Below are 23743 nucleotides of genomic sequence, written 5' to 3'. Positions count from 1 at the left end.
TTATTTTATTTAATGGGGATCACCAAAATCATCGCTTTGATGGTTTTACAGAGTCATTAACAAAACAGTACTATATGACACAAATGGAAATCAATGACAATAGTTTCCTGCGCCAGTTTGAAACTAGGGTCAATGGGCATTTAGCCAAAATCGAGTACTCTTCACAAGAGCGCAAAGTATTCCTTACCAAACTGGTCATTCCAGAAGAAATTGAACAAGAAGGCTTTAGAGAAGAATTCATCAAAGCCGTATTAAACGAAATCCAAGAAAAAAACCTAAGAGTGGTACCTACCAGCCCTCAAATTGCAGGTTTCTTGAGAAAAAACAGACAGTATAAGGAAATGTTGCCGGTTGGCATCCGTATCTGAGCCAACACAACACCCTAAAAGCAAAACCTCTCACAACCGGGAGGTTTTTTTATGCCATAACTTTTTCAGGGACAAATTCGAAACGCACCAGACCATCCTCGTCAATGGAGGTCAATTCCACCTGGCGCAGGGTATTTACCAATTCAGGGTTCCAAAGAGCCTTTACCTTCACGTAGTTCTCGGTAAATCCATGAATGTAGCCCATTTTGTTTTCTCCCTCGAAAAGAACAGTTCTCACGCAACCCAATTGACTTTCATAAAAAGCCCTTCTTTTCTTAACGGATAGACCTCGAAGCATTTTGCTGCGCTTGTTGCGCACGTTCATGGGAACCACTTCGCCCATTTCAGCGGCAACCGTATTATCCCGTTCGGAATAGGTGAACACGTGCAGATAGGAAATATCCAATTGGTTGAGGAAATGATAGGTTTCGAGGAAATGCTCATCGGTCTCTCCAGGAAAACCTACGATCACATCTACCCCGATACAGGCATGTGGCATCGCTTTCTTGATACGCTTTACCCGATCCACATAGAGATTGGTCAAGTACCTGCGACGCATTTTCTTCAAGATCTCATCGCTACCACTTTGCAATGGCACGTGGAAGTGAGGCACAAAAGAATTGCTTTGCGACACAAAATCGATGGTCTCATTTTTTAAAAGATTAGGTTCTATGGAGGAGATTCGTAACCGATGAATACCTTCCACAGTATCCAAAGCTTTTACCAAATCAAAAAAGGTATGTTCATGGCGTTTGTTACCAAACTCGCCTTTCCCATAGTCACCAATATTAACACCTGTCAATACAATTTCCTTGATATCCTTTGAGGCAATTTCTTTCGCATTGTGCAATACATTTTCCAAGGTGTCGCTACGCGAAATGCCTCGCGCCAAAGGAATGGTACAATAGGTGCATTTGTAATCGCATCCGTCCTGAACCTTCAAAAAAGCACGGGTACGGTCGCCGATGGCATAACTGCCTACATAAAAATCGGCTTCCTCAATCTCACAGGAATGTACTTCACCCTTGTCGTTCTTGGTCAAATCGTTTAGGTAATCCGTAATCTTGAACTTTTCGGTAGCTCCCAACACCAAATCCACCCCGTCCACAGCGGCCAGTTCTTCGGGTTTCAACTGTGCATAACACCCCACCGCGGCCACAAAGGCATCGGGATTGCTCTTTTGGGCCTGTTTTACGATGGTCTTGAAACGCTTGTCCGCATTCTCGGTCACGGAACAGGTATTGATCACATACACATCCGCCTTTTCGGAAAAGTCAACACGCTCAAAGTCCTCCTTTTCAAAACTCCTTGCAATCGTGGAAGTTTCGGAAAAGTTGAGCTTACAGCCGAGGGTGTAAAAAGCGACCTTTTTGTTCATATGCCTTTTGCGTTTCAGGGCCGCAAAGATAGTGATTTGTTGGAAGTTATAAGTATTGGTTTGTTCTAGAAAAATCTCACTCCCTTTATTGAAACAACAGGTTGTATGGAACCACCATTCCATCATTTGAGTTGTTAAGCTAACTCCAATTTTAACAAAGAGTCGATTTGAGCCATTTGGCTTACCTTCGTAGTCTGCAAAAAATGGAATACCGCCTTGGACAAACTCTTCAAAATATTCAGGTTTACGGAAACGGACGCAAAAGCCCTCGAAGGTCAGAGCATTGAACCGCATGTCCACGATTTTGAGGAATTGATCATTGGTGCCGAAGGCAAGATTTCCCATTTTATCGATTTTGATGACGAGACCGTCTATGCCCCGTTCGTGAGCTTTGTCACCCAGGGAAAACCCCACCTGCTCCGTCCTCAAACCCATGAAGGCAAATGCGACCTTTGGGTCATCCGGTTTAGGAGCGAGTTCATGTCGGAGACCATCTTTAATCTGTATAGCTACTTTCACATCAGGGCCAACATAACCCTGCCCACCAATCGCTGTTTTGGGAGACTTACTTCACTTTGTGAGATGATGCATGACGAGGTGAATCGCCCCAACCCCAACCTATCTGTCATCAAACAACTACTTACTACCTTGCTAACCATGGTCTACAACGAAAAACCGGAAGACCCGGAGCTGGAGTCGAGCAATGCGCATTCCCAGACGTATGCCAATTTTTTGCGCATTTTGGAGGAAAATTTTAGGAGACCGGAGAAAATCTCCTTCTATGCCGAAAAACTGTTCATGAGCGAGCGCAACCTCAACCTCATCTGTCAGGAAGTGATGCAACAAAGCGTTGGCGAAATCATAGAAACGCGCAAATTGACAGAGGCAAAAAATCTGCTCATCAACAGCAACAAGACCATTGCCGAAATCGGTTTTGAACTGGGCTACAACGAAAAAGCCTACTTCTCCAAGGTCTTCAAACGCAAGACTGGCCAGACCCCTTCCGACTTTAGGGACGAAATGAAAGAGCTCATTTCCAAATAGTACAACCCTTCTTCCAAATGGTATTACCCCCTGCCCAACTTCTTGCAGGATCTTTGTACCATCATTAAAACATAAAAAGTAATACAATGTCAACAACCGTTTGGAATTTAGACCCAACCCATAGCGAACTTACCTTTAAAGTAAAACACTTGATGATCTCCAATGTAAAGGGATCGTTCACCAAATTCAATGCAAAAATCGAAGGAGAAGATTTTGAAAATGCCAAAATCACCGCTTCCGTAGATGCCGACTCTATCTTTACCAACAATACCGATAGGGACGGACACTTGAAGAGTGCCGATTTTTTCGAGGTGGAAACGTTTCCCGTATTGAAATTTGAAAGCACCAGCATCACCAAGACCGATGACGGCGAATATACCCTGATCGGGGATTTGACCATCAAGGGAATCACCAAATCTGTGGAGCTCGATGTGGAGTTCGGTGGATTCATGAAAGACCCTTATGGCAATGAAAAGGCCGGGTTCTCCTTTAATGGAAAGATCAATCGTAAGGATTTTGGACTTAACTGGAATGCTGCCTTGGAAACCGGTGGTGTTTTGGTAAGCGATGAAGTTAAAATTGCTGCCGAGGTTCAATTTGTAAAGGCCTAAGCCTAATTATGATATACCAGTTGCCCGGATTCCAAAAGGGTCCGGGTCAATTAAAGTTCCCCCTTTAATGAACAGAAAGGAATTTATCAAAATCTTGGGAATTGTACCTTTAACCACTACCATGAACAATTTAAGCACATTACGGTCGCTCGATCAGAGCCTTCCCCTATCAGAAAAGATGCCAGTGCTCTTTTTAGGACACGGTAGTCCCATGAATGCCATTGAGGAAAATGAATTTGTTTCCTCTTTCCGCAAACTGGGCAAGGAAGTGGCAAAACCCAAGGTCATCCTTTGTATTTCGGCCCACTGGGAAACCCGTGGCACCAAGGTAACGGCCATGCAGAACCCGCCCACCATACATGATTTTGGGGGATTTCCGCAAGCTTTGTTCGATGTGCAATATCCTGCACCCGGCAGTCCTGAACTGGCTCAAGAGACCAAGGACATGATCACCAAGACCGAAGTGGAATTGGACCATCATTGGGGCTTGGATCATGGGGCTTGGAGCGTAATCAAACATATGTACCCCGATGCGGATGTGCCTGTCATTCAATTGAGTTTGGACTACACCAAAGACCCGCAATACCACTACGAACTGGCCCAGCAATTGGAACGTCTTCGACATAAAGGGGTATTGATAGTTGGAAGTGGGAACGTAGTGCACAACCTGCGCAGGGTAGCATGGCAAAAACTGAACGACACTTACGCCTGGGATTGGGCCCAGGAGGCCAATGACAAGATGAGAGGTTTCATTTTGGACGGCAATCACGATGCCCTCATCCAATACCACAAGCAAGGGAGTAGTTTTGCAATGTCCATTCCCACTCCAGAGCACTATTTACCGCTGCTTTACACACTGGCGTTGAAGGATAAAAAAGAGGAAGTGGAACTATTCAACGACAAGACCGTAGGGGGTTCGATCAGTATGATGTCCCTGCGGATTGCGTAATGGATATTTAAAAATTTAAAAGCAAGATCAGGTAATCCTTTCGCCTCGGATTATTACCGTCTTTACTTTGATTGATGATGGAAGCCCCAGTTGCCAACGTACCAGTGGCGCTGGGGTTTTTTGATACTTTTCAATCCCTGAAATTAAGGAATATCTTAACAACTCCACCGCCCAAAATAGAAGGGAAATCGTTACCTTGAAACCTTTAAAAAACCAACCTTATGAAACTTCGATTTTTGGTGATCGCCCTGACCGTTTTGGCGATCCAATCCTGTAAAAAAGAAACCATTTCATCCCTGGCCAACTACCAAGGCGATGAAAGTTATACCGTGATCCTTGGCGAGAACAAGGTGGGGTACCTCAAGACAAACACTGCTGGGGACACCATCAACATCGACTATGATTACAAGAACAATGGCCGAGGCCCGACAATGAAGGAATCCATTGTGCTGAATGCCGAAGGGTACCCCATCGATTGGAAAATCACCGGGAACACCACTTTTGGCAACGCCGTGGACGAACATTTTACTATTGAAGGTGGCAATGCCTCTTGGACCGATGCCACTGGATCTGGTACTGCAACTGTTACCACTCCCCAACTGTACGTAAACCAATTTGGCAGCCCCTACTCCACCGTTTTGGCCGCCCGTTTGCTATTGGCCGCTCCAGAGAACACCCTTCCAGTTTTGCCAGCAGGTAACCTGAAATTGACCAAAATGGAAGACCTACTGATCCCTAAACTTTCTGGGGATGGGGAATTGGCCTTGACCACCTACGCTATTACCGGGGCCGACTTGAACCCTTCTTATTTCATTTTGGATGGGGACAACCGCTTTTTTGCGGCCATCACCCCAAGGTTCATCCTGATCCGTGAAGGCTATGAAAATGTGGAAAAGGACATGCGTGAACTTGCGGAAAACTATTCTACCCAACGCTACGAGACTCTTCAAAAACAATATGCCCACAATTATGGCAAAAAGGTGCGCATCCAGAACGTGCATGTGTTCGATGCGAAGAACATGACCGTTTCCGACCCTGTTTCCGTAGTAGTGGAAGGCGATAAGATCACTGCCATTGAAGCGGCCGATGCCTCTGGCGACAACGAAGTGGTGATTTCTGGCAACGGTGGCACCTTGGTACCCGGACTATTCGAAATGCACGCCCACTCCGGCGATAATGGAGCCCTGTTGAACGTGTTGGCAGGGGTGACCTCCTTCCGAGATATGGGCAACGACAACGAGGTGCTGGCCGACTTGATTTCCAAGATCGAGAACGGTGTTTTGGCCGGACCCCGCATTACCCGTTTGGGCTTTATTGAAGGAAAAAGCCAATACAACGCCAACAACGGTATTGTGGTGACCAGTGAGGCCGAAGCCTTGTCTGCTGTGGATACCTATGACAGTCTTGGGTACTATGGCGTGAAACTCTACAACAGCATGAACGGCGATTGGGCACCCGCTATCGTGAAAAAAGCCCATGAAAAAGGACTTTTCGTGACCGGACACGTGCCTGCCTTCTCCAACGCCAATGCCATGCTCAATGCAGGGTTTGATGAGATGACGCACATCAACCAGACCATGTTGGGTTGGGTGTTGGATCCCGAAGAGGATACCCGTACCTTGCTACGTTTAACGGCTATGAAACGCTTTCCAAGTTTGGACCTCAACAGTCCAAAAGTGCAAGAAACCCTAGGTTTGTTCGTGAAAAACGAAACGGCGATCGATCCTACCTTGGCCATCCATGAAAAATTGATGCTTTCCCGCAACGGGTCCGTTTCTCCTGGTTCCGAGGATTATATCGACCATATGCCGCCGAACGCCCAACGGGGATTGAAAGTGGCCATGGCCCAGATTGCCGATGACGAGGAGGACAAAGCCTATCGCGAAGCCTATGAAAAGATCGTGGAGACGCTTAAAATGATGAAGGACAAAGGCATCTTTATTGTGCCCGGAACCGATTTGGGCGGTGCCTTTAACCTACACCGCGAATTGGAACTGTACGTAAACCAATTGGGCTTTACCAATGGTGAAGTGTTGAAACGTGCCACCTACGACATGGCCCAATACCTTGGCCAAGCGGATTTGGGAACCTTGGAACCCGGCAAGTTGGCCGACTTTTTCTTGGTGCCCGGCAATCCCGTGGAAGACATCAAGGCCATCAAGACCATTGGCATGGTGAGCAAGGGCGGTACGTTCTACTACCCTTCCGAGGTATATCCTGAATTTGGCATTACCCCTTTCACCGAAAAACCCGAAGTAAAGGAGTAACCCCTTCAAAATAGCATGTAAAAGCCAGTAGCTGTTGTTACTGGCTTTTTTTATCCCCTAAATTCATAAAAATCATATATTTAGGGAAACCAACCTCGCGTGATCCGATTCTTTCGCACCATAAGGCAACGATTACTTGCCCAAAATAGGTTCACCAAATACCTCGTTTATGCTACGGGGGAAATTGTACTTGTGGTCATTGGCATCTTGATCGCACTGCAGATCAATAATTGGAACGAGGAGCGAAAACGAAAGGAAAATTACCAAGCCACTATTGAACAGATCTACAATGGTCTGGAATTGGAAACCCAACTATTAAACATAAATGTGGCAGGATTATACCTGCAACAACGGTATGCGGATAGCCTATACAACTTTTCGGACTCCCTGCACATAGAACAAATCCCCGGACTTCTTTTTTATTTGGAATCCGAACCTCAGGCTTTTACCTCATCCATAGGATTTCATATTCAAAATATGGTGGTGAACCCAAAGGACAAGAATGAAAACTTGTTGGCAAGGAACTTGACCAATTACCTATCCCTGGCCTCTTCAGATGTATCAACCAATGACAAACCCATTTCAGCCATTTTGATTAAGGAAGGTTTGCCTGTCCCAGCTGTTAACTTTGGGTATTCGCTCTTTATGGGGATGTTGAACGATACAGCCTACTTTAAACAAAAGGATTGGGAAAAGGCCAAATCCCTGCTGCAAACACCTGAAATCCGGTCCGGATTGGTGCAACTGGCCCAACAAAAGGAATTTTTAAAAAATGAATTAGGTCAATTGCTTGAACTCTCCACCAACTCCATGGCCCAAATTCGCGATCTGTATCCCGAGGTGAGGCTCCTGTATGAAAATATTGGCATCATCGGCCAGGGAACCACCTACCAAAACTGGGTGGATGATACTCCCCTAACCTTGGTGGACGAAAAGAAGGCCATTTGGGAAGCCGTTGTTACCTTAAAGGGAGGCGGGGTTAAGATTAGGGAAAACAAGAGCTGGAACGTAAACTGGGGCGGGGCCACTTTCCCAAAGGGACAACTGGAATGGTTTGGCCCGGATATCATCACGGAACCCGGAACGTTTCGGTTGATCGTTAATCTCTCCGAAAAAAACTATGAATTTATTCCCGTGGTCCAATGACCCCATTCTTAAGTCATCATTCTTGAACTATGAACAAAGCACAGCAATTGGGTTATGATCCCCAGGCCAAACTTTTGATGATCCATGCCGATGATGCCGGACTGTCCCATGCAGAAAACCGGGCCACCATACAGGCCTTGGAAAAAGGCATGGTGAACTCCTACAGCATTATGGTGCCCTGCCCTTGGTTTCATGAAATGGCCCTCTTTGCCAAAGACCACCCGCAATACGATATGGGCTTGCACCTTACCCTCACCTGTGAATGGGAAACCTACCGTTTTGGTCCCGTGTTGCCCGTTTCGGAAGTACCCGGTTTGGTGGACGGGCACGGACATTTCTTTAGAAAAAGGGAACAATTGCGTGAAAAGGCCACCGCGGAAGAAGTGGAAAAAGAACTGAGGGCCCAGATGGAAAAAGCCCTTCGGATGGGGCTGCGACCTACCCATTTGGACTCCCACATGTACAGCGTGGGATCCCACCCCGATTTTTTTACCGTGTACAAAAAGTTGGGCGAAGCATATGGCCTCCCCGTGTTGATCAACAAACAGATGATGGAAATGGTGGGACTGGACCCCAAAACCCATATAGGCCCCAACGACCTGACGATCGACCATACCTATTTGGGTGCCATTGCCGACTTTGAAAAAGGCCAGTTTACCCAAGGGTACCAACACATTTTGGAAAACCTCCAACCAGGCCTGAACCTGATCTTGATCCACCCCGCTTTTGATGAGCCCGAAATGCAGGCCATTGCCATAAACCATCCCAATTTTGGGGCCGAATGGAGGCAAATGGACTTTGATTTTTTTACCAGTGAAGAAACAAGGAAAACCCTCGAAAAGCATAAAATTGCATTGGTGACTTGGAGCGACATTGCTCAACGCTGGCAAGGTTGAACATAAGAGTTTTCTGCGCACCCAACTTTTATAACTTTCTTATAAACACCTTTTTATGTTGATAAAACGACAAAACCTTACGGAAAAGCGTAAAGGATTGAGGATTATTTTACACTATCTTAGTAATCCACCGGGCTAAATAATTTTATGGATGAGAAAAATAATTATAAATCTTCCTCTTTAGTTTTATCAGAAATATAATAAATGAAAGCCAAACTAAATGCAGTTCATGACAATGACTTGGAAAAACTATTAGCAAAATTAAACCTGCTTGAAAAACTTAAACAAGGTGAATTAAAATGCAAATTCACCCAAGAGGTCATAACTTTTGACAATCTACATTCAATTTTCCCAGAAGAAGGAACAATAAAGTTGGTTTCTGACAGCCCCGAAGCAATCAAATTATTATCGGAATATATAAATGAAAGAAATCTATAATAAAATTGACTTTAATTTTTTCTTTGACTTCGATTTCTCACTTTGGGAAGTGTCCACTTTTTCGCTAGCTGGGGCTTTTATATACTTTTTACTAAACCCAGAAAAGTTTGAAAAATTAATTGCTCTTTTAAGCAGATTATTAAGATTTATCTCTTCCAAAGTGGATAGGACATATGTAAAGTATGATTTACAGGGGAAAATCAACGATTATTTAAAAAAAGTATCCAAAAGAGTAAAACATATTGACATCAAAAACATTAAAATAGAATGGATAGATGTTAGTGCACAAACTGAAAAGCAATATATACAAGATGGTGAAATGATCATTAGACTCAAAAAAGGAGATCACCAAAATGAAAATATTGTAAAAGCGTCAATGGCCTTTATTTCTCATGCCTTTTTAAAGAAAGCTAAATCGTATATTGCCAAATATCAAAGAGAGTCAATGGATCTTTTTGCTTGCTATGACCTTTTAAAAGAGGAGAAATCTGAAATCCTAGATCAGTTTGTACAAGACTTCATGAAAAACAAGATGGACAATGAAAAAATTGCCGACTTTTTTGAAAAGTATACAGATATTGATGATGTCGGTATTTTCTATCCTGTTCTTGTTCAAGAATTAACATTTTTAGGTGAAAAAGTATTTGCAAATAAAAGAGATACTCAAAAAATACATAAAGAAGTTACAGATCTAGTAAATTTTTTATACAGATATGCAAATAGAAAATTAAGGGAGGACAATATCAATGACTTCTCTGGAGAATACTGCAAATTCGGTATTAGAATTATTGGAAGAAGCTTAGTAATTAATAGAGATGGTGAAAGAGTATATGTGAATCATTTAAAGAAGGTGGCAGGCAAAAATGAAACTATGTATCTAATTGGAAATAAGGAGCATAAGAAATTTATGAAAAAAGTCTTTAAAAGTTGTCAATTGGATTTGAATTATTCTTTGATTCAAGAAGAAACTTATAAAGCTATAATAAAGGATCCTGAAGGCGAGCCAATTGAAGTTAAAAATTACATGATGACCATCAGGAATAATTCTATTAAGGTTTATCATAAAAGTTAAAAAAATCATTAATGACAATAATGATTTTTTTAACTAGTAAGTTCTTCCAAATTCTCCTTCCTCTGTAACTTTAGTTACAGCCCCTTTGCCTTTTTCTTCTTTTATTTGAAATATGCAGGGAATCCGCACATCACAATCTAGCACTAAAAAATGGCTGTCCGTTCTGTTGATCGGGCTGCTCCTTTTGGCGCCCTGCAAGGTCCGGAACACCATAGAGTCTTCTCTGGGCCTCACCACCACCAAGGTCACCAACAAGATCAAGGCCACCGTGGCCTCCAAAACCTGTTGTGCGTCCTTTGTTACGATTTCCTCGGCCAAAGCCAAGGAAGTCAACGCCCAACCCCTGCCCTATTTGCCCGTTTCCACAACGGTTTTGGCAGACCTTGGGTCAACAAGCGCTCAACAACAACTGCACTCCAACAAGGAATTGGGATTGCCCCCTTCGGTACCCTTGTACATCCTGTATCATCAATTTAAGGGCTACCTGTAAGCATTCAAAGACCCCGTTTTACCGCTTACGTTTCATTACAAACACAACACACATGATACCACATAAAACCTTGGGCTTGGCGGCCCTGGCCCTCCTCGGCGGAACCCTGTTTTCGTGCAAGGAGACCCCAAAAGAAAGCCCCGAGCAGACTATCACCATATTGCAAACCGCCGACATTCACGGGCAATTGCAGCCCCATGACGAACTGTTTTGGGAAAACAATGAGATTACCTTTCGCCAATTGGGCGGATTGGCCCATATGAAGACCCTTTTTGAGCAGGAACGCAGCAAAGACCCCGAAGGCACCCTGATCTTGGACGGTGGCGACATGATCCAAGGGAGTGCCGTGGCGGCCCTTTCGCGCGGGAAGGCCTTTGCCCCCATCATCAAGGCCATGGGCTACGATTTTCTGATTCCCGGCAACTGGGAGGTCGTGTATGGCAAACAGACCATGATGGATGTGCTGCAACACTACGACACCCCGGTCATTTCGGCCAATATGTATGATGAGGCTTCGGGCGAAACCCTGTTTCCCCAATATTTCATCAAGGAACTCAAAGGGGTGAAACTCGGTTTTATCTCCTACAACGATCCCGAGATTCCCGTGCGCCAGAACCCATCCTTCAGCAAAGGCATCCGTTTTGATCCCATCGACAAAAACTTGGAAGCTTTGATCACCGAACTCAAGGACAACCAAAAGGTAGACCTGCTCTTTTTGGTGACGCATATCGGCATCAGCAAACAATACAATCTGGCCAACCACCCTGCCCTGCAGCGTGTGGATTACATCTTGGGGAACGACACCCACGAACGCATCCGCAAACCGCTTAAGGCGCAATACACCAAAGTGACGGAACCCGGGGCCTTTGCCTCCTTTGTGGGCAAACTGACCTTAACGGTGAAAGATGGCAAGATCATCAAGGAAGATTACGACCTCATGGAAGTAGATCCCAACTCCTATCCCGCCGATGCACAGGTGGCCCAGTTCATTGATCAGGAAACCGCTCCGTACAAGGAAGAAATTGAAGAAGTGTTGGGCTATACCAGCACCCCCCTCTACCGCTATTTTGTGGTGGAAAATCCCATGGACAACTTCATCACGGATGCCGCCCGCTGGAAGACCGGGGCCGATATTTCCATTTCCAACGGATTTAGGTTCAGTACACCCATTTCCATTGGGGAAAGTGGCCAGGCGCCCATTACCCGGGCCGATCTGTGGAGCATGCTCCCCGTGAACGAAAAGGTAAAAGTGGGCAAGGCTACGGGCAAGCAGATCAAGGATTGGCTGGAACAGGAAATCCATAATGTTTTTGCCGAAAACCCCATGCAGCGCTTTGGCGGTTGGCTGGTGCGCTTTTCGGGCATGGAACTCACCTTTTATGCCAACAAACCCAAAGGGGAACGCGTGGCGTCGATCATGATCGGTGGCGAGCCCATGCAGGAGGATAAACTGTATACCCTTTCTGCCTGTAGGCGTGAAGGCGAGCCGTTACCTACCCTCTGCCGCATGCCGAACACTGTGGAAACCGAAGTGATGGACTACACCGTGCATGATGTGATCGTGGAATATCTAAAAGCGAAGGGCACCATTGCCCCAGCGATGGATGGTCGGGCCAAAGCTTTGGATCTAGGTGATAATGTATTGTCGCAATTGCCGGGAACCAATTATCAATTCCACTAAAACCAACCGATATGGAAAATAAGTCGATTACGGTCAGTCGTACTTCGGTAACCGTTCTGCGGATGTTGGTAAGCCTGATCTTTATTGTGGCCAGCCTGAACCATATGTTGAATGTGGACAAGACCATCGCCAAAATGGACCAGAGCCGATTCGGTTCCTTGGGCCATTTGTTGGGTCCCCCGGAAATTTCTATCATGGTGTCCGGCGTGGTGATGTTCGTGTTCGGGATTGCTTTTTTTGCTGGTTTTAAGCCCCGTTTGTCGGCCATCGTGCTCATTTGCGTGTTGGTGCCCATCACGATATCCGTTCAAGTGGGACAAATGGCCACGATCGGCCCGTTGTTCAAGAACATCGCCATTTTAGGTGGACTGCTATTTTTTGTACTGAATCCAAAATCCTTAAAAAATTAAATATGAAACATGTATTGACCTTGGCCTTGGTGGCCATCACTTTTATGACCGGGCTTCAAGAAGGGAAAGCCCAGACCACTTACAACAAAGAGCAGAGCAACTATTTTGTCCTAACCCGAAGCGTTCCCCAACTGAAGGCCATCATCTTGGCCGCCGATCAATTGGCGGCGGATGACGGGGAAAAGTTCGGGGAATTCCATGTGGTGATCTGTGGGCAGACCGTTTCCGACCTTACGAATTTAGAAACCATGCAACCCTATCTGGATATGGCCAAAGACAAGAACATCAAGTTGTTGGCCTGTGGTTTTTCGTTGAAAAAGTTCGGGGTGGACGCTTCCAAACTTCCTAAGGAAATGGGTGTTGTGGAAAACGGCATTTTATACGGGTTCAACTTGCAAAAAGATGGTTTTTTGAGTATTACGCTATAGAGAAACCAGGTTTTTATTTTGTTAAAGGGGCGGTTTTTGGACCGTCCCTTTTCTTTTTTTGGTACTTTCAAGATGGCTGGATGATGGAGATATTTGGAATCGCCCCAAAATCCAAAATTTCTCTTTTTATCCTCAAAAGCAACACCATGAAAAACGAAACCGTCAACAGAAGAACCGCAGTAAAAGCCTATTCCTTGGGGATATTGGGACTTTCCATACCTAGTATCGGCATATCGCATCCACCTAAAATTGAAATTGGGCCAGGCAGCGCTGAAATTCCCGAACACTTTCCCAATATTGCTCCCGAAGTCATTTCTGAGGTGGTTGGCAGTTCCCATTTCGATTTGGATAAAGTAAAATCTTTGGTGGACAAAAGACCGGAACTTTCACGGTCGGTATGGGAATGGCGATTTGGGGATTTTGAGTCCGCAATTGGCGCGTGTTCTCATGTGGGGCGAAGGGATATTGCCCAATACCTGATGCAAATGGGTGCCCGACCTACCCTTTTCACCTTTGCCATGTTGGGGCATTATCAGGTTATTAAATCAGCTATTGAAGCAGCTCCTGGAATACAGGAAGTTACGGGTCCTCATGGCATCAGTTTGTTGGATCACGCGTACGCAGGCGAGCGCATGAAGGACAAAATGACCGCTTCGGAAATAGGGCAATTGGAACAGACCATTGACTATTTAAAAAATTTGGGCAATGCCGGTGGCCCAACCTATATCGAAGTGAGCCCAGAGGAACAACAACAATACTTGGGGAATTACCTTTACGGGGCATCTGAAAACGAAGGATTTACCATTTCCGTGAACATGCGGAAACTGCTTTCATTAGGGCCGATTGGTGGGTTTGGTGGCGGTCTGTATAAAATCGGGGACAACCGATTCACCTACAACGGCACGCCTTCGGTCACCGTTTCCTTTGATATTCAGGAAGGTATGGTAAAATCCTTGACCCTTACCGAACCGGATATCACCATTACGGCCAAAAAGGTGTCGTGAAAAAGGAACATCAATCTTTCTTCACCGGAATTTCCAGATAACTGTCGCCATACCATTTGATGATCAAGGGTTCCTGGGCATCTTTGATGGTTTCTTCCGCCACACTTTTGCCCGTTCCATAATTGATTTCAGTAAAGGGATCCTTGATGCCATTGATCACCACTACCAATCTACTGCCCTTACTTATTTTCTTGCTCGTCATCCGGACGATGCCAAAAGGAAGTTTGGTCTTTTCATTTGGCGTCAACAATTGTTGGTGCTCCCGATCTCGCACATAACTCGCCCTACCCACATAAGGCAATGCCAGTGCAAAGAATTTGCCATCAGGGGTCTGCTCGAACAACACCACTTTATAATCAAAATCCTTTTTGTTGATGGAGACCGAGATCTCCCCTCCGAAAGAACCGTTCAGTTCAAAATCGGAGTCGAAAGGTTCGGTAGCAAAGGAAAAACCATGTCCCACCATCAAGCTGTCAGTAATAATGTTCCTCCAACCGCTTGAATTCCAGGTGAGGTTACTTCGGTCCGCAAAATCAATGGTCTGCTCCAAAAATGCATTGGGGTCTCCTGATTGTTCAGATAGCGTATAGTGGATATCCTCCCCGTTGTTTCCCGTACCAAACAGCGAGGAAAAGGCCACTCCCGAACGCTTGTTGCTCAAATAAAAGTTGAGCGTATCATTGGCCATTTGCTCCAAGGAAGCAGCGTGTCCCCATTTGTTGGCTCCCATGACCTCGTAATTGATCTTGTCTTGAAGCAATGCCGGTTTGGCCTTACCCTTCATGACGTAATCAAACCACTCAAAAATCAACTCCGTGATATCAATTTGTGCCACGGAATCGATGTCATAACCCATTACATGGGCGTCTGGTTTTTGTTGGGCGCCAAAATGGGTGTACGGCCCAATGACCAGATAATGTTCCGCGTTTTTGTTGTATTTGGTATGTTCCCTTAAATAGTACTGCGTGCCGATTTGTCCCCCATCATAATATCCGGTCGTGGCCAAAACGGGTATGTTGATATGGTCAAAATCTTCTTTATAAGGGATCATATCTTGCCAATAGCTATCTATCGTCGGGTGCAACAATCGCTCCCGAAACTGGGGGTTGGGCAATCCGTCCAAACTATCCATAGCACTATAGGCCACTCCTTTTTGATACCATTCCATGTTCAAATCCTGCCAACGTTGCCCATTGTAATACAGGGTGGTATCCAAATACTTGTTGTTGGAAACATAATGGTGCCACGGAAAATGAAAATTGAAATAGACCCCGTTTTCCATGGGCTCCGCAATACCTGGCGCTGCAGACACCGAAGGAACGATCGTTTTTAAGGCGGGATGCACCTTGTTTTTTACAGCGGCCCATTGTGTGAAGCCTACATAACTTCCTCCATACATCCCCACTTTTTGGTTGCTCCAATCTTGCTTACTGATCCAATCGATGACCGCATAGGTGTCGGTTGTTTCATGTTTATAGGGTACAATGGAATCAGGGCTCAAACCTTTACCACGGGTATAGGAAATAACCCCCACATACCCATGGTCCGCTGCTATTTTCGCTCTTTTCAGGTCGCTTTTACGTGCATAGATAGTATGGAACAACACCGCGGGAGTGGGTTCCTCATTTTGGGCGTTCCGAACCACGATCGCATGTATTTTGGCACCATCTTGTGTTGAAATCAACACACTGTCCTGAATCAGATACGTTGTGCCATTTTCGGTAACAGTCCTTGGGGTTTGAACTGGGTTCTGTTCCTTACAAGAAGCTACGAAACATAGAGCCAGAACTGCTATACTGTATGCTTTGATAATCGATTTTTTCATTTTGATTGATTTTGATTTTAGGGCATAACCGCCCTATAGCTATATGCTTTTGCTATTCGTTTTTTGATATGATTACATGTTAAACCGCTATAAACTGTTTCGGTTTTTGAACGCTACTGATTGTCTTGTCGAGAGGTCCACCGTTTCCCCAGTAGTCATTACAATTCGTAGTTTGTTATTGAAATAAGGTTGTATTTCCTTGATGTATTCCGTGTTGATGATTTGGCTCCTGTTGGCCCTGAAAAACGTATTGGGGTCCAATTTTTCCTCCAGTTGGTTCAGGGAACGCTTCACCATGGCTTTTTGATTACCAAAATATAGGCGCACATAATTGTCCATGGACTCTACTAAACGTATCTCTGCCAATGTGATGAAATAGACCTTTTCACCATCCTTGATAAAGATTTTTTGATGGCTTGCCAACGGTGCTTTCTGTGCCTCTTCCTTCTTTTGTAATTCAACCTTTACCTTTTCAATGGTTTTGACGAAACGCTCGTCCCTAAGCGGTTTTACCAAATAATCCAGCGCATTTACCTCAAAAGCTTGTACCGCATATTGATCATAAGCCGTTGTGAACACCACTTCGGGAACGGTTCCCAGTTCCTCCAACAAATCAAACCCTGATTTCCCCGGCATGTGGATATCCAAAAAGATGATGTCAGGATGTTCTTTTTCGATCAAACTGATGGCAGCTTCCGCATTGTTCGCTTCTCCCACAATTTCAAATTCTGGATAGCCTTCAAGCGCCCTTCGGACCTCTTCACGGGCCAAACGCTCATCATCTATGATCAAAGTTGTATATCTATCCTTCATTTTTCAATCGGTATCATTAAGGTGGCAACCACCTCGTTTTCGGAAGGAGACTCCATCTTAAAATCCGCCTTCCCTTCATATTGCAACAAAAGGCGTTGCTTTAGATTTTTTAATCCAACCCCAATATGATCATCTTTGGAAAGATTTCCAGGGTTTTTGACGGTTATCACCACATGGTCGTTCTCCTTTTGCACCAAAATAGCAACGGTCCCTCCTTCCAACTGTTTATCTATCCCGTGTTTGATGGCGTTTTCCACCAAAAGTTGAATACTCAATGGCGGGATTTTAAAGTGTTCAAGGGTCTGGTCCACATTGAATTGAATATTGAGACGTTCCTCAAATCGTAGTTTTTCCAACTCCACATAATCCTTTACCAATGCCATTTCTTCCACAATGGATATGGTGGTATGCTCTTTTTCATAAAGTGATGAACGCAATAGATCGGACAATAGATCGATAGCCCTCCGTGCACTTTTAGGGTTTTCAATGACCAATGCTTTAATGGAATTAAGGGAATTGAATAGGAAGTGAGGGTTCAACTGTGCCGCCAGATTGTCCAGCTGGGTCTGCTTTGCAATGACCGAAAGCTGTGCATTCGCCTTTGTCGTTTTTACCTCTCTTTGGTAAAAATGATAAGCATGATAGGCCAGCACCCAAATGGCCATATGCCTCAACCCTGTTATCAAAACTGGGTTCCAAATCCATACGTTGTCCTCAAAGGTGTTGTTGTGATGCACTAAATAGATATAGGCCGAGGTTTTTAGATTCATCAACTGCATAAACAAAACGGCCAAAATCAATATGGACGGAATGATCCTTTTTAACAGTTGTTTAATCCCCAGTTGATTCCATCCTGACCTTAACGCAACGGCCCTGTACGCGTGGGTTAGGCCAATGCAAACGGAAACGTCCAACACATAATTGACAATGGCATGGGGAACCGTAAAATGATCTCTGTCCAAAGCAATGTACAACCACAACAAGGAAACCACACCCCAACATACGATTTGGCATTTCCAATAAAGCGATATTCCTGTATTTGATTTTTTTGCTCCCAAAGTTCTGGTTTGAAATATACTGGATTTAGGCTAAGGTTATCTTAATTGGCTTTTGAATAGCTAGTCAATTCATTGGTATATAAGCCATAACCATCATCGTTGACATGTTTGATGTAGGTTTTCAATTCCGGGGCATACCACCAAATATCGGTCATCTCGCCTTTAAAACCTCTGGAATTTGTTACAATTCCCTTGTATTCAATTTTATATGCCTTGAATGTACCGGCTACCACATGTAACTCTTCAAAGGCGATAATTTCAACGTCTTGACTGGTTTTTCCGGTAGTACCCTCGTTGTTTGCCCATTCCGACACATATTTCCATTTTTTTCCTACCTCCAACGGCCAATTGCGGAAAGGGGTATCACTCTGCTCTTGATGAATCGTTTTTGAAATTTGAACGGTATCAATACCGTTCCATAGCCCTAACGTTCCCTTATGCCTCACCACTTCCTGAATATCTTCCCCTTCAGCGCGAACCTCTCCTTCAACTGCGCGTTCCCATTTCCAAATCCATTTCTCTCCAAGAGTATAATCCTTTAAAATGGGCGGATTGGTTTTTGTTGTTGCACAATTACCGAAGATCAGTAGGAGTGCCATATGGAATAGTACATTTTTTTTCATCTCTTTTGATTTTTTGATTGATGTATAGTAAAAGTTTTGGTCGTATCATTCACAACCGGTACAAAGCAACAGAAAACATCCTACCTGGGGAATGGAAAGTACATGGACGTAAAAAAGTTGGGGTCAAGCGTATGAAATTAACCTGATCTATGCCACTTTTGATAATTCCAAAGACCTTTTTCCAAAATTTGGCTCTCCCATTTAAATGCCACCATGGTTGACAAAAAGGGTGATAACCTTCTTGAGTTTTGGTTTCAACCATATTTTTTTTCTACTAAATTCGAAATTGGTCTTCACAAATAGAAGTATTGGTCAAAGTCCCTGAAAAATGAATACGGAATTCACTCCTAAATTGTTTTCGCTCCTAAAAGGAGGCATATCCAAGGAAACACTGTCTAAAGATATTATTTCTGGCTCCATTGTGGGAATCGTGGCACTGCCATTGGCCATTGCGTTTGCCATTGCTTCTGGGGTCTCCCCTGAAAAAGGTCTGATTACTGCCATCATAGCCGGAATCATTATTTCTGCGTTTGGCGGAAGTCGGGTACAGATCGGAGGACCTACCGGTGCCTTTATTGTCATCGTGTACGGCATTGTGCAAGAGTTTGGCCTTTCCGGTTTGACCATAGCTACTTTTATGGCAGGTTTTATCTTGATCGGGTTCGGACTTGCCAAATTGGGCAATCTCTTGAAATTTATCCCCTATTCGCTGATCGTAGGGTTCACCAGTGCCATTGCCCTGATCATTCTATCTTCGCAGGTAAACGATTTTTTGGGATTGGGGGTCAAAGAGGTTCCTTCCGATTTTTTGGAGAAATGGACCGTTTACTTTCAAAATTTCAGTCATATCAACGGATATGCCATCGCTATTGCAGTGGGTACGGTCTTGCTGACGCTGTTTTTCCAAAAGTGGATAGCAAAAGTCCCCGGGTCCATTGTGGCCATATTGTTGTCCACCATTGCTGTCAGTGTTTTTGATATTCCTGTGGATACCATCGCAAGTAATTTTGGGGAAATCCCGAACCAATTTGATTTTTCCTCTTTTCCTTCCATCGATTTTGAAACCGTGAAATCCCTCATTCAGCCTGCATTTGCCATTGCATTGTTGGGCGGCATCGAATCCTTGCTCTCCGCTGTGGTCTCCGATTCCATGATTGGTGGAAAACACCGCTCCAACATGGAGCTGGTGGCACAGGGAACTGCCAATATTTTTTCTGCGCTTTTGGGTGGAATCCCTGCCACAGGTGCCATTGCCAGAACCGCAACCAACGTAAAGAACGGCGGACGTACCCCAATTGCCGGCATCGTGCATGGACTGGTCCTGTTGGCCATCATGTTGTTATTCGCCCCTTATGCCAAATTGATACCGCTTTCCTGCCTGGCAGGTATCTTGGTAGTGGTCGCCTACCACATGAGCGAATGGAGGCAGTTTGTATCCATTCTCAAAGGAAACCGAATGGACATTATCATTCTATTGACCACCTTTTTGCTTACCGTTCTATTCGATTTGATTATTGCCATTGAGGTCGGCGTGGTACTCGCAAGTTTTTTGTTCATGAAAAGAATGAGTGAATCTGTTCAAATACAAAACATTACATACGAAAGTCAAGAAGCGGAACAACTTTTTGAGAACGAAAACCTAGCAATACCCAAGAATGTGGTTTTATATGAGATCAACGGCCCTCTTTTCTTTGGCGCGGCAAGGCAATTTCAGGAAACCATCACCCAAACCCACATCCAGCCCAAGGCCGTGATCATACGGATGCGCTATGTTCCATTGATAGATGCCACAGGTTTTCAAGGATTGAAGGAAATCATCAAAACTTTTAAATCCAAAGGAATCCAGGTCATCATTTCGGGGGTCAATGATGGTTTGGAGAAAGATTTTGAAAAGTTCAATCTATATGAAACCATTCCAAAGGAATTGGTTGTAAAGGATATTCAAGCTGCCTTGAAGAAAGCTGAAATTATTTGAAATGGATTCAATAATTCCTCCATTTTTGGGTAATCTCAAAAACGTGTTCCAGGATTCGGGCCTCGGTCTCGTTGAACTGCATCCCACGTCGTTCCATCATGGCCGTGGCTACCTCAAAAGCTTTTTTCGGTAAAAAAGTGGTGAATCCTGAAGCTCCGCCCCAACTGAAACTGGGGATAAAATTTCTAGGGAACCCACCGCCAAAAATATTGGCGCTCACCCCAACCACAGTTCCTGTATTGAACATAACGTTGATACCACATTTGCTGTGATCTCCCATCATCAACCCGCAAAACTGAAGTCCGGTTCTGGCAAACCCTTCGGTTTTGTAACTCCAAAGGCGCACTTCGGCATAATTATTCTTGAGATTGGATGTGTTGGTATCAGCACCAATATTGCACCACTCCCCCAACACGGAATTACCCAAAAAGCCATCGTGTCCCTTATTGGAATTGGCGAACAACACGGAATTGTTCACTTCGCCCCCCAGTTTACAACCTGGTCCGGCCGTGGTCGGTCCATAAATTTTGGCTCCCATTTTTAAAATGGCCCCATCACAAAGGGCAAATCCCCCGCGAACCATACAACCTTCCATCATCAAGGCATTTTTGCCAATATAGATGGGTCCTATGGAGGCGTTCAAAATACAGAATTCAACAATTGCGCCTTCTTCAATAAAAATATTTTCAGGGTTCAATACTTGGTTGGTGTCTGAAATGGGTTGACTTTTTCTACCCTTGGTCAAAAGTTCAAAATCGGACTGCAGGGCTTCCCCATTTTTGGAAAAGATATCCCAGGTATTCTTGACGGTCAACACTGGTGATTTGAAGGGAATCAAAACAAAATCATCACTATTAAAAGGCATCTTGACATCATCCGCAGCATAGGCGATGTATTGTTCTTGATCCATCAAGGCCTCCCCTTTTTTTAAACTCTGGATAGCGGCCAAGACATCTGCATTGGGCAAGTAACTGCCATTGATTACAATATTCTCCTGTCCAATCACCACAGGAAATTTTTCAGAAAGATATTCCTCGGTAAGGCTGCTAACAGAATTGCCCAACCATTTTTCCCATTTCTCCCGCATGGTCAGTATCCCGATCCGAATGTCGCAAACGGGTCTGGTAAAAGTGAAGGGGAAAAGATTTTCGCGGTGGTATCCGTCAGAAAGAATATAGTTCATGGTGTTACTTTGGATAGGACAAAAATAAAAAACGCCCCTGAAAAGTTTCAGGAGCGCTTGTATATTTCGTTGAAGAGAAGACCCTTATCGGCCTAATCCCATTACTTGCTGAATTTTTGATACTTGTTCTTGAACTTATCGATCCTACCAGCAGTATCAACCAATTTGGTCTTACCAGTGTAGAATGGGTGGGAAGTTCTGGAAATCTCCAATTTCACCAAAGGATACTCAACACCATCCACAGTGATGGTCTCTCTTGCTTCGGCTGCGGATTTGGTAATAAATACATCCTCGTTGGACATATCTTTAAAAGCTACCAATCTATAGTTTTCTGGGTGTATACCTTTTCTCATCGTCTTAAATGCTTAATCTCAGAATTTTCGAGGTGCAAATTTAATGATTTCTTTGATTCCTCCAACTGAAATATGGTAAAAAATAAAAAAGTAAATTTATGTAACAAAATCCATTTAGCCAATACTAACAAATTACAATCAACACAAAAATTAAAAAAATGGAAGAACAACAACCAAAAGCCAGTAAATTTATGTTGAACTACGGCCTTATTTTAGGCGTGGTTTCCGTAATCTTCGGGGTTATGCTCTACACCCAAAAGATGCACTATGAAATGAGCACTCCAGTTATCATCATCTCGGTTCTTTTGACCGTGGTGGCCGTTTTCCTTGGGGTGAATGCCTACAAAAAAGCCAACGGAGGCTATCTTAAAATTTCCGAGGCATTAAAGATTGCGGTCGGAATCGCTTTGGTCTCTACCATTATCTCTTTGGCCTACCAGTATGTGCTCATCAACTTTATTGAGCCCGATTTTATGGACAAGGCCATTGAAATGGCAAAACCAAAGGCCATGGCACAGAATCCTTCCATGACGGAGGAACAATGGCAACAAGGTGTGGCCATGCAGAAAAAACTAGGATGGTTGCGTTATCCGATCGGTTTGATCTTCAGTTGTATCATCGGTTTGGTCGTGGGAGTCATCACTGGGCTTATCCTAAAAAAGTCCAAGCCGGAATACTAAGCCAAAAAATGCTACTTTTGAAAGGAATTCGAGAAACTAACAATGCAGATTTCCATTGTAATTCCTTTACTCAACGAGCAAGAATCGCTTAAAGAACTACATGATTGGATTGTACAGGTGATGCAATCCAATCATTTTTTATATGAGATCATCTTTATTGATGATGGCAGTACCGATGGCTCTTGGGAGACCATTACCGCACTTTCCCAACAAAATGAAAACGTTAAGGGCATCCGATTTTTGAAGAATTTTGGCAAGTCGCAAGCCCTTCATGCCGGGTTTAAGGCGGCGGAAGGCGATGTGGTCATCACCATGGACGCCGATCTACAGGACAATCCCGAGGAAATCCCTGAAATGTATCGTATGATTACCCAAGAAGGCAACCAAGTGGTTTCCGGCTGGAAAAAAAAACGGTACGATTCCGTCATCACCAAAAATATCCCTTCCAAATTGTTCAACTGGGCCGCCCGAAAAACTTCAGGGGTTAAATTACACGACTTCAACTGTGGCTTGAAAGCCTTCGATCAAAACGTGGTGAAGGCCATTGAGGTGCATGGCGAAATGCACCGTTACATTCCTGTTTTGGCGAAAAACGCAGGATTTTCCAATATTTCCGAAAAAGTGGTACAACACCAGGCCCGAAAATATGGCACCACCAAATTTGGCATGGAACGGTTCATCAATGGCTTTTTGGATCTGATCACCATTTGGTTCGTTTCCAAGTTTGGGCGTAGGCCCATGCACCTATTCGGGGCTTTGGGCGTGCTCATGTTCATTGTAGGTTTTGGTTTTGCCCTTTATTTGGGAATCGATAAACTCTTCTTGAACCCAACAGGTAGATTGATCACACAACGACCACAGTTTTACATCGCCTTGACCGCCATGATCATAGGTACGCAGTTGTTTTTGGCCGGTTTCTTGGGAGAGATCATGGTGCGTTCCCGAAAAAATGATACCCGATACACCATCTCCGATAAAATTAATCTGTAAGGGGTATCCAAACCCTTTAATCTTTGTATTTTTAAAGACATCTAAACAAGCATAAAACACT

The 23743-nt window shown here is 44.3% G+C and carries 24 protein-coding genes; 17 read left to right on the top strand and 7 right to left on the bottom strand.

Annotation, left to right across the window (positions count from 1 at the left end; all coding sequences use genetic code 11):
* Positions 1–74: 74 nt before the first annotated feature.
* Entirely contained in the window at positions 75–368 is a 294-nt protein-coding gene (locus LKX84_RS03290; RefSeq protein ID WP_228235690.1) for a GNAT family N-acetyltransferase, read from the top strand.
* Positions 369–417: 49 nt separating this feature from the next.
* On the opposite strand, the gene mtaB is transcribed toward LKX84_RS03290, so the two are convergent.
* Positions 418–1746, bottom strand: a complete 1329-nt coding sequence (mtaB, locus tag LKX84_RS03285) for a tRNA (N(6)-L-threonylcarbamoyladenosine(37)-C(2))-methylthiotransferase MtaB (RefSeq protein WP_228235689.1) — start codon at positions 1744–1746, stop codon at positions 418–420.
* 216 nt (positions 1747–1962) lie between these two features.
* Between mtaB and LKX84_RS03280 the strand changes: the two genes are divergently transcribed.
* The 13 genes from LKX84_RS03280 to LKX84_RS03220 all read left to right on the top strand — a co-directional run bounded on the left by LKX84_RS03280 (position 1963) and on the right by LKX84_RS03220 (position 14182).
* On the top strand, positions 1963–2790 hold the full coding sequence (locus LKX84_RS03280) for a helix-turn-helix transcriptional regulator (protein ID WP_228235688.1): 828 nt from the start codon (positions 1963–1965) through the stop codon (positions 2788–2790).
* 86 nt (positions 2791–2876) lie between these two features.
* The gene (locus LKX84_RS03275; RefSeq protein ID WP_228235687.1) at positions 2877–3401 is read left to right on the top strand and encodes a YceI family protein; all 525 of its coding nucleotides are present in this window, start codon (positions 2877–2879) and stop codon (positions 3399–3401) included.
* A gap of 67 nt (positions 3402–3468) precedes the next feature.
* Complete coding sequence (gene ygiD / locus LKX84_RS03270) at positions 3469–4350, top strand: 4,5-DOPA dioxygenase extradiol (RefSeq protein ID WP_228235686.1); 882 nt, start codon at positions 3469–3471, stop codon at positions 4348–4350.
* 221 nt (positions 4351–4571) lie between these two features.
* Positions 4572–6617 (top strand): amidohydrolase family protein, encoded by a 2046-nt coding sequence (locus LKX84_RS03265; RefSeq protein WP_228235685.1) that lies wholly within the window; start codon positions 4572–4574, stop codon positions 6615–6617.
* Positions 6618–6716: 99 nt separating this feature from the next.
* Entirely contained in the window at positions 6717–7763 is a 1047-nt protein-coding gene (locus LKX84_RS03260) for a DUF6090 family protein (RefSeq protein ID WP_228235684.1), read from the top strand.
* Between the two features lie 29 nt (positions 7764–7792).
* A complete protein-coding gene (locus LKX84_RS03255) occupies positions 7793–8659 on the top strand; it encodes a polysaccharide deacetylase family protein (RefSeq protein ID WP_228235683.1) in 867 nt (288 codons plus the stop codon).
* Positions 8660–8863: 204 nt separating this feature from the next.
* On the top strand, positions 8864–9097 hold the full coding sequence (locus LKX84_RS03250; RefSeq protein WP_228235682.1) for a hypothetical protein: 234 nt from the start codon (positions 8864–8866) through the stop codon (positions 9095–9097).
* The gene (locus LKX84_RS03245; RefSeq protein WP_228235681.1) at positions 9081–10169 is read left to right on the top strand and encodes a hypothetical protein; all 1089 of its coding nucleotides are present in this window, start codon (positions 9081–9083) and stop codon (positions 10167–10169) included. Before LKX84_RS03250 ends, LKX84_RS03245 begins: the two co-directional genes overlap by 17 nt.
* A 112-nt stretch (positions 10170–10281) precedes the next feature.
* Complete coding sequence (locus LKX84_RS03240; RefSeq protein ID WP_228235680.1) at positions 10282–10659, top strand: hypothetical protein; 378 nt, start codon at positions 10282–10284, stop codon at positions 10657–10659.
* A 52-nt stretch (positions 10660–10711) separates the two neighbouring features.
* A complete protein-coding gene (locus LKX84_RS03235) occupies positions 10712–12340 on the top strand; it encodes a bifunctional metallophosphatase/5'-nucleotidase (RefSeq protein WP_228235679.1) in 1629 nt (542 codons plus the stop codon).
* A gap of 11 nt (positions 12341–12351) precedes the next feature.
* Positions 12352–12750 (top strand): DoxX family protein, encoded by a 399-nt coding sequence (locus tag LKX84_RS03230; protein WP_228235678.1) that lies wholly within the window; start codon positions 12352–12354, stop codon positions 12748–12750.
* A 2-nt stretch (positions 12751–12752) separates the two neighbouring features.
* Positions 12753–13178, top strand: coding sequence for a sulfur reduction protein DsrE (locus LKX84_RS03225; protein ID WP_228235677.1), 426 nt, complete (start codon positions 12753–12755; stop codon positions 13176–13178).
* A 146-nt stretch (positions 13179–13324) separates the two neighbouring features.
* The gene (locus LKX84_RS03220) at positions 13325–14182 is read left to right on the top strand and encodes a hypothetical protein (protein ID WP_228235676.1); all 858 of its coding nucleotides are present in this window, start codon (positions 13325–13327) and stop codon (positions 14180–14182) included.
* A 10-nt stretch (positions 14183–14192) separates the two neighbouring features.
* On the opposite strand, the gene LKX84_RS03215 is transcribed toward LKX84_RS03220, so the two are convergent.
* From LKX84_RS03215 to LKX84_RS03200, 4 genes are all read right to left on the bottom strand, one after another.
* On the bottom strand, positions 14193–16007 hold the full coding sequence (locus LKX84_RS03215) for a CocE/NonD family hydrolase (RefSeq protein WP_228235675.1): 1815 nt from the start codon (positions 16005–16007) through the stop codon (positions 14193–14195).
* 87 nt (positions 16008–16094) lie between these two features.
* Positions 16095–16820, bottom strand: a complete 726-nt coding sequence (locus LKX84_RS03210; protein WP_228235674.1) for a LytR/AlgR family response regulator transcription factor — start codon at positions 16818–16820, stop codon at positions 16095–16097.
* Entirely contained in the window at positions 16817–17878 is a 1062-nt protein-coding gene (locus LKX84_RS03205) for a sensor histidine kinase (protein WP_228235673.1), read from the bottom strand. The genes LKX84_RS03210 and LKX84_RS03205 overlap by 4 nt, the downstream gene beginning before the upstream one ends.
* A gap of 41 nt (positions 17879–17919) precedes the next feature.
* Positions 17920–18501, bottom strand: a complete 582-nt coding sequence (locus LKX84_RS03200) for a hypothetical protein (RefSeq protein ID WP_228235672.1) — start codon at positions 18499–18501, stop codon at positions 17920–17922.
* A gap of 328 nt (positions 18502–18829) precedes the next feature.
* Here LKX84_RS03200 and LKX84_RS03195 point away from each other — a divergent pair, with 328 nt between their 5' ends.
* Positions 18830–20476 (top strand): SulP family inorganic anion transporter, encoded by a 1647-nt coding sequence (locus LKX84_RS03195; RefSeq protein WP_228235671.1) that lies wholly within the window; start codon positions 18830–18832, stop codon positions 20474–20476.
* Between the two features lie 7 nt (positions 20477–20483).
* Here the strand turns inward: LKX84_RS03195 and LKX84_RS03190 are convergent, their stop codons facing one another.
* On the bottom strand, positions 20484–21659 hold the full coding sequence (locus tag LKX84_RS03190) for a GlmU family protein (RefSeq protein ID WP_228235670.1): 1176 nt from the start codon (positions 21657–21659) through the stop codon (positions 20484–20486).
* Between the two features lie 101 nt (positions 21660–21760).
* Positions 21761–22012 carry a type B 50S ribosomal protein L31 gene (locus LKX84_RS03185; protein WP_228235669.1) on the bottom strand — a complete coding sequence of 84 codons (252 nt, stop codon included), beginning with the start codon at positions 22010–22012 and terminating at the stop codon, positions 21761–21763.
* Between the two features lie 158 nt (positions 22013–22170).
* Here LKX84_RS03185 and LKX84_RS03180 point away from each other — a divergent pair, with 158 nt between their 5' ends.
* Together LKX84_RS03180 and LKX84_RS03175 are read left to right on the top strand one after the other, a co-directional pair.
* Positions 22171–22692, top strand: coding sequence for a DUF4199 domain-containing protein (locus tag LKX84_RS03180; protein WP_228235668.1), 522 nt, complete (start codon positions 22171–22173; stop codon positions 22690–22692).
* Positions 22693–22734: 42 nt separating this feature from the next.
* Positions 22735–23682 (top strand): glycosyltransferase family 2 protein, encoded by a 948-nt coding sequence (locus tag LKX84_RS03175; protein WP_228235667.1) that lies wholly within the window; start codon positions 22735–22737, stop codon positions 23680–23682.
* Positions 23683–23743 lie beyond the last annotated feature (61 nt).

Origin of the sequence: Allomuricauda sp. M10, assembly GCF_020782875.1 — a bacterium.
GTDB lineage: Bacteria > Bacteroidota > Bacteroidia > Flavobacteriales > Flavobacteriaceae > Flagellimonas.
This window is presented reverse-complemented; position numbering and strand designations above follow the sequence as displayed.

Bases quoted from the DNA above. Each gene is read 5' to 3' on its own strand.
- LKX84_RS03240 (WP_228235680.1), top strand. From the start codon at position 10,282: ATGCAGGGAATCCGCACATCACAATCTAGCACTAAAAAATGGCTGTCC.
- LKX84_RS03290 (WP_228235690.1), top strand. From the start codon at position 75: ATGACACAAATGGAAATCAATGACAATAGTTTCCTGCGCCAGTTTGAA.
- LKX84_RS03180 (WP_228235668.1), top strand. From the start codon at position 22,171: ATGGAAGAACAACAACCAAAAGCCAGTAAATTTATGTTGAACTACGGC.
- LKX84_RS03265 (WP_228235685.1), top strand. From the start codon at position 4,572: ATGAAACTTCGATTTTTGGTGATCGCCCTGACCGTTTTGGCGATCCAA.
- LKX84_RS03255 (WP_228235683.1), top strand. From the start codon at position 7,793: ATGAACAAAGCACAGCAATTGGGTTATGATCCCCAGGCCAAACTTTTG.
- LKX84_RS03230 (WP_228235678.1), top strand. From the start codon at position 12,352: ATGGAAAATAAGTCGATTACGGTCAGTCGTACTTCGGTAACCGTTCTG.
- LKX84_RS03275 (WP_228235687.1), top strand. From the start codon at position 2,877: ATGTCAACAACCGTTTGGAATTTAGACCCAACCCATAGCGAACTTACC.
- LKX84_RS03235 (WP_228235679.1), top strand. From the start codon at position 10,712: ATGATACCACATAAAACCTTGGGCTTGGCGGCCCTGGCCCTCCTCGGC.
- LKX84_RS03175 (WP_228235667.1), top strand. From the start codon at position 22,735: ATGCAGATTTCCATTGTAATTCCTTTACTCAACGAGCAAGAATCGCTT.
- LKX84_RS03195 (WP_228235671.1), top strand. From the start codon at position 18,830: ATGAATACGGAATTCACTCCTAAATTGTTTTCGCTCCTAAAAGGAGGC.
- LKX84_RS03215 (WP_228235675.1), bottom strand. From the start codon at position 16,007: ATGAAAAAATCGATTATCAAAGCATACAGTATAGCAGTTCTGGCTCTA.
- LKX84_RS03200 (WP_228235672.1), bottom strand. From the start codon at position 18,501: ATGAAAAAAAATGTACTATTCCATATGGCACTCCTACTGATCTTCGGT.
- LKX84_RS03250 (WP_228235682.1), top strand. From the start codon at position 8,864: ATGAAAGCCAAACTAAATGCAGTTCATGACAATGACTTGGAAAAACTA.
- LKX84_RS03190 (WP_228235670.1), bottom strand. From the start codon at position 21,659: ATGAACTATATTCTTTCTGACGGATACCACCGCGAAAATCTTTTCCCC.
- LKX84_RS03220 (WP_228235676.1), top strand. From the start codon at position 13,325: ATGAAAAACGAAACCGTCAACAGAAGAACCGCAGTAAAAGCCTATTCC.
- LKX84_RS03210 (WP_228235674.1), bottom strand. From the start codon at position 16,820: ATGAAGGATAGATATACAACTTTGATCATAGATGATGAGCGTTTGGCC.
- LKX84_RS03245 (WP_228235681.1), top strand. From the start codon at position 9,081: ATGAAAGAAATCTATAATAAAATTGACTTTAATTTTTTCTTTGACTTC.
- LKX84_RS03185 (WP_228235669.1), bottom strand. From the start codon at position 22,012: ATGAGAAAAGGTATACACCCAGAAAACTATAGATTGGTAGCTTTTAAA.
- mtaB (WP_228235689.1), bottom strand. From the start codon at position 1,746: ATGAACAAAAAGGTCGCTTTTTACACCCTCGGCTGTAAGCTCAACTTT.
- LKX84_RS03225 (WP_228235677.1), top strand. From the start codon at position 12,753: ATGAAACATGTATTGACCTTGGCCTTGGTGGCCATCACTTTTATGACC.
- ygiD (WP_228235686.1), top strand. From the start codon at position 3,469: ATGAACAGAAAGGAATTTATCAAAATCTTGGGAATTGTACCTTTAACC.